11 protein-coding genes are annotated in these 9641 nt (G+C 72.5%); 4 read left to right on the top strand and 7 right to left on the bottom strand.

What is annotated here, in order from left to right; all coding sequences use genetic code 11:
- Nucleotides 1-30: 30 nt before the first annotated feature.
- Together ACFWY6_RS40785 and fdxA are read right to left on the bottom strand one after the other, a co-directional pair.
- A complete protein-coding gene (locus ACFWY6_RS40785) occupies nucleotides 31-1158 on the bottom strand; it encodes a bifunctional succinyldiaminopimelate transaminase/glutamate-prephenate aminotransferase (protein ID WP_384701551.1) in 1128 nt (375 codons plus the stop codon).
- Nucleotides 1159-1250: 92 nt separating this feature from the next.
- Nucleotides 1251-1571: a ferredoxin gene (fdxA, locus tag ACFWY6_RS40780; RefSeq protein ID WP_030573070.1), complete on the bottom strand. Its 321-nt coding sequence runs from the start codon at nucleotides 1569-1571 to the stop codon at nucleotides 1251-1253.
- 143 nt (nucleotides 1572-1714) lie between these two features.
- Between fdxA and ACFWY6_RS40775 the strand changes: the two genes are divergently transcribed.
- The gene (locus tag ACFWY6_RS40775) at nucleotides 1715-2725 is read left to right on the top strand and encodes a GNAT family N-acetyltransferase (RefSeq protein ID WP_384701547.1); all 1011 of its coding nucleotides are present in this window, start codon (nucleotides 1715-1717) and stop codon (nucleotides 2723-2725) included.
- A 43-nt stretch (nucleotides 2726-2768) separates the two neighbouring features.
- On the top strand, nucleotides 2769-3605 hold the full coding sequence (locus tag ACFWY6_RS40770) for a tetratricopeptide repeat protein (protein ID WP_384701544.1): 837 nt from the start codon (nucleotides 2769-2771) through the stop codon (nucleotides 3603-3605).
- Here the strand turns inward: ACFWY6_RS40770 and ACFWY6_RS40765 are convergent.
- On the bottom strand, nucleotides 3598-4422 hold the full coding sequence (locus tag ACFWY6_RS40765; RefSeq protein ID WP_384701541.1) for a helix-turn-helix domain-containing protein: 825 nt from the start codon (nucleotides 4420-4422) through the stop codon (nucleotides 3598-3600). The two genes, ACFWY6_RS40770 and ACFWY6_RS40765, sit on opposite strands and share 8 nt — an antisense overlap.
- 49 nt (nucleotides 4423-4471) lie before the next feature.
- Between ACFWY6_RS40765 and ACFWY6_RS40760 the strand changes: the two genes are divergently transcribed.
- Complete coding sequence (locus ACFWY6_RS40760) at nucleotides 4472-4960, top strand: DUF2000 family protein (protein ID WP_384701538.1); 489 nt, start codon at nucleotides 4472-4474, stop codon at nucleotides 4958-4960.
- Between the two features lie 48 nt (nucleotides 4961-5008).
- Nucleotides 5009-5839 carry a transglutaminase family protein gene (locus ACFWY6_RS40755; RefSeq protein ID WP_384701536.1) on the top strand — a complete coding sequence of 277 codons (831 nt, stop codon included), beginning with the start codon at nucleotides 5009-5011 and terminating at the stop codon, nucleotides 5837-5839.
- A 102-nt stretch (nucleotides 5840-5941) separates the two neighbouring features.
- On the opposite strand, the gene ACFWY6_RS40750 is transcribed toward ACFWY6_RS40755, so the two are convergent.
- From ACFWY6_RS40750 to ACFWY6_RS40735, 4 genes are read right to left on the bottom strand one after another with little or no spacing between them, the layout of a single operon-like run.
- The gene (locus ACFWY6_RS40750; RefSeq protein ID WP_384701534.1) at nucleotides 5942-6592 is read right to left on the bottom strand and encodes a response regulator transcription factor; all 651 of its coding nucleotides are present in this window, start codon (nucleotides 6590-6592) and stop codon (nucleotides 5942-5944) included.
- Nucleotides 6589-7806: a sensor histidine kinase gene (locus ACFWY6_RS40745; RefSeq protein WP_384701530.1), complete on the bottom strand. Its 1218-nt coding sequence runs from the start codon at nucleotides 7804-7806 to the stop codon at nucleotides 6589-6591. The genes ACFWY6_RS40750 and ACFWY6_RS40745 overlap by 4 nt, the downstream gene beginning before the upstream one ends.
- Nucleotides 7803-8537 carry an ABC transporter permease gene (locus ACFWY6_RS40740; RefSeq protein ID WP_384701527.1) on the bottom strand — a complete coding sequence of 245 codons (735 nt, stop codon included), beginning with the start codon at nucleotides 8535-8537 and terminating at the stop codon, nucleotides 7803-7805. The genes ACFWY6_RS40745 and ACFWY6_RS40740 overlap by 4 nt, the downstream gene beginning before the upstream one ends.
- Nucleotides 8531-9445, bottom strand: a complete 915-nt coding sequence (locus tag ACFWY6_RS40735) for an ABC transporter ATP-binding protein (RefSeq protein WP_384701523.1) — start codon at nucleotides 9443-9445, stop codon at nucleotides 8531-8533. The genes ACFWY6_RS40740 and ACFWY6_RS40735 overlap by 7 nt, the downstream gene beginning before the upstream one ends.
- Nucleotides 9446-9641 lie beyond the last annotated feature (196 nt).

Raw genomic sequence — 9641 nt, 5'->3', positions numbered from 1 at the left:
CATCGGCTCCGGGGCCCTCCCCGTGCGTGCTCAGGCCAGTCGCTCGACCGCCGCGGCCACCCGCTCGTCGGTCGCGGTCAGCGCCACACGGACGAAGCGATCGCCCGCGGGGCCGTAGAAGTCGCCGGGCGCGACGAGGATGCCGAGCTCCGCGAGGTGGCCCACCGTGTCCCAGCAGGACTCCTCGCGGGTCGCCCAGAGGTAGAGGCTCGCCTCGCTGTGCTCGATGCGGAAGCCGTGCTTCAGGAGGGCGTCGCGCAGGGCGGTGCGGCGGGCGGCGTACCGCTCGCGCTGCTCGCGCACGTGCTGGTCGTCGCCGAGCGCCGCGACGACGGCGGCCTGCGTCGGCGCGGACGTCATCATGCCGCCGTGCTTGCGGATCTGGAGCAGTTCGCCGAGGACGCTCTCGTCACCGGCGATGAACGCCGCGCGGTAGCCGGCCAGGTTCGACCGCTTGGAGAGCGAGTGGACGGCGACGATGCCCTCGTACGAGCCACCGCACACGTCCGGGTGGAGCACCGAGACCGGCTCCGCGTCCCAGCCGAGTTCCAGGTAGCACTCGTCGCTGAAGAGCAGGACGCCGTGCTCGCGCGCCCAGGCGACCGTGCGGGTCAGCTCGTCCTTGGACAGGACGCGACCGGTGGGGTTCGAGGGCGAGTTGAGCCACAGGAGCTTCAGGTTCGTGGGGTCGAGCTCCATCCCCGCGGCGGCAGCCGCCCATGTCTCAGTGTCGTACGCGACATAGTCGGCGCGCGCGAGGCGGGCGCCCACCTCGTACGTCGGGTAGGCGAGCCGCGGGTAGGCGACGACGTCCCCCGGGCCGAGGCCCAGCTGGGTCGGCAGCCAGGCCACCAGTTCCTTGGAGCCGACGACCGGCAGCACGTTCCGGTGCGTGATGCCGCGTGCCCCCAGGCGCCGCTCGCACCAGCCGGTGATCGCGTCGCGCAGCTCGGGCGTGCCCCACACCGTCGGATAGCCCGGCGAGTCCGCGGCCGCGATCAGCGCTTTCTGGATCAGCTCGGGCACCGGGTCGACCGGCGTGCCCACCGACAGGTCGACGATTCCGCCGGCGTGCGCGGCGGCCGTGGCCTTGTAGGGCTCGAGCTTGTCCCAGGGGAAGGCGGGAAGGCGGCCAGAGAGACCAGAGACTGCGGACACGTGGTGACTCCCGTGATGCGTGGGTGGACAAATGCCTCGGTCCCGTGCGGCGGACGTGCCGTACGGGACCGGGGCGGCGCTTCAAGCAGCCGTTACTGGTTCTGCGGCGGCAATGCGGCGATGAAGGCGTGGTCGCGCTCGATCAGGCCGAGCTTGCTGGCACCACCGGGCGAGCCGAGCTCGTCGAAGAACTCGACGTTCGCCTTGTAGTAGTCCTTCCACTCTTCCGGAGTGTCGTCCTCGTAGAAGATTGCCTCGACCGGGCAGACCGGTTCGCAGGCTCCACAGTCGACGCATTCGTCCGGGTGGATGTACAAGGACCGGGAGCCCTCGTAAATGCAGTCGACCGGGCACTCCTCGATGCACGCCTTGTCCTTGACGTCGACACAAGGCTGCGCGATGACGTAGGTCACGCTGTCGTTCCTCCTCGATACGGGCGTTGGCGGGCCGTCCTCAGGCTCCGCTCGCCTGGCGCGCGGGAGCGCGGCGTCGTCGATGCCCACCTCTAGTATCTCCGTTCCCGAGCATGATCCGAACAGGAGGGGCGTACAGAGCTGTGGAATTCACTGCGGGCGGACGGCTTGAGGTGCGGATTACCCCTGCTGACGTGGGCAGAAGGGTCTCCGTGCGGCAGTTGAACGCAGGGGACGAGACGGGCGGTAAGTTCACCGACACGGTGGGTGTTCTCACATCGTGGAACGAGGGTGTGGTACTGATCACACGCCGCGACGGCCAGCGTGTCCGCATCGTGGAAAGCTCCCTTGTCGCGGGCAAGGTCGTACCCCCCGCCCCGGCCCGCAGGCGTGGTCCCGCGGCGTCCTACGCGGAGTTGGCCCGGGTGTCCGCGCGCGCCTGGCAGCCGGTAGAGAGCGAGATGCTCGGCGAGTGGGAGCTGCGGGCGGCGGCCGGCTTCACCCGGCGGGCCAACTCCGTGCTGCCGCTCGGCGATCCCGGCCGGCCGCTTGACGAGGCACTCGATCACGTACGCCGCTGGTACGCGGAGCGGGAGCTGCCCGCGTACATCCAGACCGCGACCGGGGCCGACGGCACCCAGGAGCTGCTCAGCGCCGAACTCGAAGAGCGGGGCTGGCGGCGCGAGGCGAGCGCGCAGCTGCACATCGGCGCCCTCGCACCGCTCGGCGATCTGGAGGCGGAAGCGGAACGGGTGCGGCTCTCGCGCTCCTACGACGACGCGTGGCTGCGCCGCTACAAGCGATTCGGGGTGCCGGGACCTCATGTGCTCAAGGTGCTGGCGAGCGGCCCCTCGGTGTGGTTCGCTTCCGTGCCCGGGGCCTCTCCCGACGCGGGTCCCGCGGCGATCGGCCGGTGCGTGGTGGACGGGCGCTGGGCGGGGTTCATGGCGGTCGAGGTCGATCCGGCGCACCGGCGCCAGGGGCTCGCGACCGCGGTGATGGCCGCGCTGTCCCGGCAGGCGCTCACCGAGGGCGCTTCGGCGGCCTGGCTGCAGGTCGAGGACGACAACGAGGGTGCGCGGGCGCTGTACGGCGGTCTTGGCTTCGCGGCGCACCACACGTACCACCACTATCGATACCCGTCGGCTCGGTAGGTTCCCGCCGGGGCCGGCTCGGTAAGTAAGGCACGAGGCACGCATGCACGAGGAGTCAAGGACGTCCGCGACGCGGCGGAGGTTCGCCGAGGAGGCCAGGTCCGAGCGGCCCGACCTGTCCCTGCTGTGCCTCCTGGTGAGTGCGGAGGCCGATCCGGAACTCGGCGACGACGGCATCGACGCCGCGCAGATCGAGCTGGACGACCTCGCCGGGCAGCTGCCCTACCGGCCCGGCGGCGCCCGGGAGTGGGCGGCCGCGCTGGCCGAACTCCTCGGCGCGCGCTGCGGGTTCCTGGGGACGCCCGCCGACTACCAGCGCCTGGAGTCCTCCCTCCTGCACGAGGTGCTTCGGCGGCGCCGAGGCCTGCCGATCCTGCTCTCGGTGGTGTGGATCGAGGTCGCGCGCCGGGCGGGCGCGCCCGTCTACGGCGTCGCGCTGCCCGGCCACTTCGTCGTCGGCTTCGGGCCGCGCGAGGAGCAGGTGCTCACCGACCCGTTCGCGGGCGGGCGGCTGCTGAGCGGCTCGGACGCGGAGCTGCTCGTCGCCGGTTCGTCGGGCGGCACGATGAACCCCTCGATGCTCAGACCCGCCGACCCGCTCAACATCGTCCTGCGCATCCTCAACAACATCCGCGCCTGGGCGGCGGCCCGCCCCGAGCGCTCGGACGTCGCGCTGTGGGCGGTCGAGCTCTCCCTCCTGCTGCCCGCGCACCCGGCGCGGCTGCGCTACGAACGGGCCCAGCTGCTCGTCCAGCGGGGCGACTTCCTCGGCGGCGCGGCGGAGCTCGAGGCGTACGCCGATGTGGTGACGGCGGTGGAGCCGACCACGGCGGACCGGGTGCGGGACCAGGCGCGGGCGGCCCGCGCGATGCTCAACTGACGGGCGCGGAGGGCCGTGTGGCGGCCTTCGCGGTGCGGGCGTACCGCCCCGGCGCGATGCCCACCACCCGCTTGAAGTGCCGGGTGAGATGCGACTGGTCGTAGAAGCCGGCGGCGGTCGCCACCTCGCCCGGCGGCTGTCCCGCCAGGAGGAGACTGCGGGCGCGGTCGACGCGGCGGGACATCACGTACTGGTGCGGTGCGATGCCGAAGGCCCCGCTGAAGGCCCGTACGAGATGGGTGGGGTGGGCGTGCACCAGGCGTGCGGCCTCGGCCAGGGTGACGCCGTCGAGCAGCCGCTCGTCGAGGAGTTCGCGGAGGTTCTGGGCGACGCCGCTGGGGCCGGTGGTGCCTGTGGTGAGCCTGGGCCGCAGGTGGCCGCGCAGCCGCTCGGCGATCAGGGCGAGGCGGCTCTCGGCCTCCAGTTCGTCGCCGCGGCGCGCGAGGGCCGCGTGCAGCTGCCCCACTCGTCGGCGCAGGACGGGGTCCACCAGGTCGGGGCCGTCCACCGCCGGGCCGATGAAGCTCGCGTCGAGCTGCGTCATGTCCAGGTAGAGCACGCGCTTGCGGAAGCCGTCGGGGGTGGCGGGCGAGCCGTTGTGCGGGACCTGCGGAGGGAGCAGCGAGACGGTGTCGCCCGGCGTGCCGTGCTCATGGCGCTCCAGGTCGTAGCGGACCGCTCCGTCGTCCACGATCAGCAGGGTCCACGCGTCGTGGACGTGCATCGGGTATGTGTGCTCCGTGAAGTGGGCGTGGAAGACCTCCACGATGCCCGCGACCGGCGGGCGCCATGCGGAGATCTCCTGCCGGGCCACCATGCAAGGAACGTACAAGACGTGCGAGCGGGCCACTCGGCAGTCTCGAAGCATGAGAAACATCCCTGAGACCAGCGCCGGGACCAGCGCCGAGACAGACACCGCCGGGGCCGCCGCCGGCACGGCGCCCGTCCGCTTCGACACGAAGATCGCCGTGCTGCTCCGCGACGACCTGGAGCCCTGGCAGCGCCTGAACGTGACCGCGTTCCTGGTCAGCGGGCTCGGTACGGCGGCGCACGAGGTGATCGGAGAGCCGTACGAGGACGCCGACGGCACCCCCTACCTGCCGATGTTCCGCCAGCCCGTCCTCGTCTTCGAGGGGACGAAGGAGACGCTGACCGCCGCGCACGGCCGTGCGCTGTCCCGCTCGCTGCCCAGGGCCGTCTTCACGTCGGACCTGTTCGGCACCGGCAACGACCGGGACAACCGGGCGGCGGTGCGGGCCGTGCCGAAGGACCAGCTCGACCTGGTCGGGCTCCTGGTGTACGGGCCTCGCAATGGCGTGGACAAGGTCCTTAAGGGGGCCCGGATGCACCCCTGAGCGGAGATCGGAGCGCTAGCGATCGGCCCGGCCGGGCACCAGGCACGTATGCACCCCCGATCCCCGGAGCGGCGACGCCTCTTCGCCGATCAGGCACGGTCCGCGCGGCCCGATCTCGCGCGTCTTTGCCTGCTGATCGGCGCGGAGGCGGACGCGGAGCTCGACGACGCCGGCATGGACGCGGCCTGCCGGAAGCTGGACCGGCTCGCGGAGCTGCTGCCCGGGCCACCCTGCGACCCCCTGCTGTGGGCCATGGAGCTCGCCGAACTCCTCGGCGGGCGCTGCGGGTTCAAGGGCAGGCCCGGCGACTACCAGCGCCTGGAGTCCGCGCTCCTGCACGAGGTCCTGCGGCGCGGCCGCGGCCTGCCGATCCTGCTCTCGGTGGTGTGGATCGAGGTCGCGCGCCGGGCGGGCGCGCCCGTCCACGGGGTCGCGCTGCCCGGCCACTTCGTCGTCGGCTTCGGCGCGGGCGACCAGCGGGTGCTCGCCAACCCGTTCGACGGGGGCCGGGTCCTGACGCGGGCCGATGTGGAGCTGCTCGTGGTGGGTGCCACGGGCGCACCGCCCCAGCCGGCGATGCTGAGCCCCGCGGAGCCGGTCGAGATCGTGCTGCGCGTCCTCAACAACATCCGCGCCTGGGCTGCGGCCCGCCCCGAGCGCACGGACGTCGCACTGTGGGCGGTCGAACTCTGCCTCCTGCTGCCGTCGCCGCAGCACCGGCTGCACTACGAACGGGCCCGGCTCCTCGTCCAGCGCGGCGAGTTCCTCACAGGGGCTGCGGAGATCGATACGTACGCCGATGAGGTGGCCGTCGCCGACGAGGCCGCCGCCGACACACTGCGCCGGGAGGCCCGGGCGGCGCGGGCGATGCTGAATTGAGCTCTGCGCTGGGGTGCGGTTGATCCACTGCGGGCCGGTGGGGGCTGATCGCGCCCCGCGGCGGAGCCGCAGATCGATACAGCCCCGCGCCCCTTACGGGGCTCAGAGCCAGCCCTTCTCCCGGGCGATGCGCACCGCGTCGGCGCGGTTGCGGGCCGTCAGTTTTTGGATGGCCGTCGAGAGGTAGTTGCGGACCGTGCCCGGGGAGAGGTGCAGGGCCGTGGCCAGTTCGGCGTTGGTGGAGCCGTCGGCCGCCGCGCGAAGGACCTCGCGCTCGCGGTCCGTCAGCGGGTTCGCGCCCCCGGCGAGCGCGGCCGCGGCGAGTGTGGGGTCGATGACCCGCTCCCCCGCGAGGACCTTGCGGACCGCTTCGGCGAGCTGGGCCGCCGGTGCGTCCTTGACCAGGAAGGCGTCGGCTCCGGCCTCCATGGCGCTGCGCAGGTAGCCGGGGCGGCCGAAGGTCGTGAGGACCACGATCTTCAACTCCGGTAGTTCCGCGTGCAGTTCGGCGGCCGCCTCGATGCCGGTCCGGCCCGGCATCTCGATGTCGAGCAGCGCCACGTCCACCGCGTGGGCGCGCGCCGCGGCCAGCACCTCGTCGCCGCGGGCCACCTGGGCGACCACCTCGATGTCCGGTTCCAGGCCGAGCAGCGCGGCGAGCGCCTCGCGGACCATCGACTGGTCCTCGGCGAGCAGCACTCTGATGTCCGTGCCGCCGCCGCCCTGGGACTTTTCGCTGTTCGCGGCGCTCATGTGGAAGATCCTAGGGCCGAGGCCTCGCGGTCCCCAGCCGCTCCCTGGCCCCGCGGCACCCGGGCCGCGAGCCGGAAGCCGCGGCGCCCGGCGGGCCCCGTCTCGAGCACACCGCCGACCGCCGCCAGGCGTTCCGCGAGGCCCGTCAGACCGTTGCCCTGTGCGGCGCCCGAGCCGCCCCCGCCGTCGTCCTCCACGGACAGCTCGACGATCGGCCCGTCGAGGGTCTGCCGCGAGCTGAACGCCACCGTGCAGCGCCGCGCCCCGCTGTGCCGCACGACGTTCGTCACCGCCTCGCGCAGGGCCCAGGCGAGCGCCGCCTCCCCCTCCTCGCCCGGCAGTTCGGCGGGCGCCTCCAGCGGGACGTCGGCCTCGACACCGGCGGCGGCGAGCGCCGTGCGGGCGCCCGCCAGTTCCCCGGCGAGGGTGCGCCTGCGGTAGCCGGAGACCGCCTCGCGGACGTCCACCAGGGCCTGGCGGCTGACCTGCTCGATGTCGGCCACCTGCTGCGCCGCCTTGTCGGGGTGGTCCGGGAGCATCCGCCCGGCAAGCTCGCTCTTCAGCGTGATCAGGGAGAGGGAGTGGCCGAGCAGGTCGTGCAGATCGCGGGCGAGCCGCAACCGCTCCTCGTTGGCGGCCAGTTGGGCGACCGTCGCCCTCGCCTGCCGCAACTGAATCGTCGTACGGACCAACTGCCGCACCCCGGTCATCGCGAAGCCGACCAGGAGGGTCAGCACGGCGAGGCTGCCGAGCAGGTCCCCGAGGCTGTCGGTGCGCAGGCCGACCGCCACCATCACACCGGTGACGGCCGGGATGACCCACATCGCCTGCCCCATCGGCAGCACCGCCCCGGCGGACACGGCGACGTACACGAAGAGCCCGAGCCAGGCCGTCCCGAACGCGAACGAGAGGACCACGGCGAGCGCGAGGAGCGCCGCGAGCGACCAGCGCACCACACGCCAGTCGAGGACCTTGGCGGTGTACCGGAACACCACGGACAGATAGCAGACCACGAAGGCGGCCAGGCCGAGCCAGCCGAGCGCGGTGGCCACGCCGCTCCGTTCGCTCTCCACCAGGTCCCGCACCGGACTGGCGAGGAAGACCAGCCAGATGCCGATCCACAGCGCCTTCGTCAGCAGCTGGCGGCGGTCCCGCACCGGCTGTCCGAAGCTGTGCAGGGGGTGGTCCCGCTCGGTGCCGTCGGTGTCGTTCACGCCTTCAGGGTGTCCTTCCGGTACAGCCATGCCGCGCCGCCCGCGAAGAGGACGAAGTACCCGGCGAGGAGCGCGATGTCCTTCGCGTGCGGGGCGTCGCCCAGTTCGATGGCCTGTCCGAGGGCAGCGTATGCGTGGGTCGGCAGCCAGGACGCGATGTCGCGCAGCCACTGCGGGAAGGTGGTCGTGGGCATCCACAGGCCGCCGAGCACGGAGAGACCGAAGTACACGATCATCGTGATCGGGCGGACCGCGTCGCCGGTCGCGAGATAGCCGATGGCCACCCCGAGCGCCGCGAAGCAGAGGCTGCCCGCCCAGATCGCCCCGGTCAGCGCGAGCCACTGCCAGGCGTCGAGGCGGACGTCCTTGACGGCGGCCGCGACCGCGAACACCACGAGGATCGACGGCAGGCTGACCACCGCCGCGCTCGCCGTCTTCGCCAGGACATAGCCGCGCCCCGGCAGGCTGGTCAGGCGCAGCTGCCGCACCCAGCCGCTCTCGCGCTCCTTGGCGATGCGCTCGCTGTTGCCCATCAGGACGGCGGTCAGCGCCCCGAACGACGCCATCGAGACCATCATGAAGGCGGGCACGCCCAGACCTGTGCCGCCGACCTCGTCGGTGGCGTCCTGGCCGCCCGCGATGAGCAGGAAGAGCAGCGCGGGATAGAGCACCGAGAAGAACAGGAACTTCTTGTTGCGCAGGGCGCGGGTGATCTCCAGCTTGATCAGCATGCCTTGGCCTCCTCGGCTTCGGTGATCGCCACGAAGGCCTGCTCCAGGCCGAGGCCCGTGACCTCCAGGTTCCGGGGGTACAGAGCCAGTCCGTAGAGCGCGTGCACGGTGGCGTCGGCGTCCGTCGTCCGGAGCCGGACGGTGTGCCCTGACACGTCGGCGGCGCTCACGCAGGGCAGCGCGCGCAGCGCGCGGGCGCCCGCCTCGTCGATGGTCTCCAGATCGAAGGAGACCTTGCGGGCCCCGGCCCTCGCCTTGATCTCGGCGGCGGTGCCGTCCGCGACGAGCCGCCCCCGGTGCAGCACGAGGACGCGGTCCGCGATCGCGTCGGCCTCCTCCAGGTAGTGCGTGGCGAACAGGACGGCGCGGCCCTGGTCCGCCTGCTCGCGCATGGTGGCCCAGAAGGCCTGGCGGACGGTGACGTCCATGCCGGTGGTCGGCTCGTCGAGGACGATCAGGTCACTGGCTCCCGCGGTCGCGAGCGCGAAGCGGACGCGCTGTTCCTGGCCGCCGGAGAGCTTGTCGACCTTGCGGTCGGCGAGCTGGGTGACACCCGCCCGGGCGAGCACGTCGTTCACGCGGTGCGGCCTCGGGTGCAGCTCGCAGGCGAGCCGCACCAGTTCGCGGACCGTGACCTCGCCCATCAGCCCGCCGCTCTGCAGCATCGCCCCGACCCGCCCGGCGGTGATCGCCTCGCGCGGACTCCCGCCGAAGACCCGCACGGTGCCGGTGTCCGGCTGCCGCAGGCCGAGCAGCAGATCGAGGGTGGAGGACTTGCCGGCCCCGTTGGGCCCGAGGAGCGCGACGGTCTCGCCGGGGGAAAGGTCGAGCGTGAGACCGTCCACGGCACGGACGTCCCCGTAGTTCTTGGTCACGCGGTCAAAGCTCACTGCTGTCATGCGTTCCATCGTCGCCAGGGGCGACGGACGGCGGCAGTGTCGTGTGTTGCGGGTCCGGGATGACAGATGTCATGCGCCCCGTAAGGGGCGCGGGGAACTGCGCGACCAGCCCCCACCCGCCCCCCCGAAGCCCCCCCCCCAAAAAACCCAAAACAAACCCCCCCGGGGTGGCAGTAACAACCAAAACCGCGCCCGGCGGGGGTGA

Origin of the sequence: Streptomyces sp. NPDC059037, from assembly GCF_042740015.1 — a bacterium.
Lineage (GTDB): Bacteria > Actinomycetota > Actinomycetes > Streptomycetales > Streptomycetaceae > Streptomyces.
The sequence above is the reverse complement of the archived record's forward strand: the minus strand, read 5'-3'. Positions and strand labels throughout refer to the sequence as shown.

What these genes read in the sequence shown, in the direction of transcription:
- ACFWY6_RS40770 (WP_384701544.1), top strand. Translation starts at nt 2,769, where the DNA reads ATGCACGAGGAGTCAAGGACGTCCGCGACGCGGCGGAGGTTCGCCGAG.
- ACFWY6_RS40765 (WP_384701541.1), bottom strand. Translation starts at nt 4,422, where the DNA reads ATGGTGGCCCGGCAGGAGATCTCCGCATGGCGCCCGCCGGTCGCGGGC.
- ACFWY6_RS40760 (WP_384701538.1), top strand. Translation starts at nt 4,472, where the DNA reads ATGAGAAACATCCCTGAGACCAGCGCCGGGACCAGCGCCGAGACAGAC.
- ACFWY6_RS40755 (WP_384701536.1), top strand. Translation starts at nt 5,009, where the DNA reads ATGCACCCCCGATCCCCGGAGCGGCGACGCCTCTTCGCCGATCAGGCA.
- ACFWY6_RS40750 (WP_384701534.1), bottom strand. Translation starts at nt 6,592, where the DNA reads ATGAGCGCCGCGAACAGCGAAAAGTCCCAGGGCGGCGGCGGCACGGAC.
- ACFWY6_RS40740 (WP_384701527.1), bottom strand. Translation starts at nt 8,537, where the DNA reads ATGCTGATCAAGCTGGAGATCACCCGCGCCCTGCGCAACAAGAAGTTC.
- ACFWY6_RS40735 (WP_384701523.1), bottom strand. Translation starts at nt 9,445, where the DNA reads ATGGAACGCATGACAGCAGTGAGCTTTGACCGCGTGACCAAGAACTAC.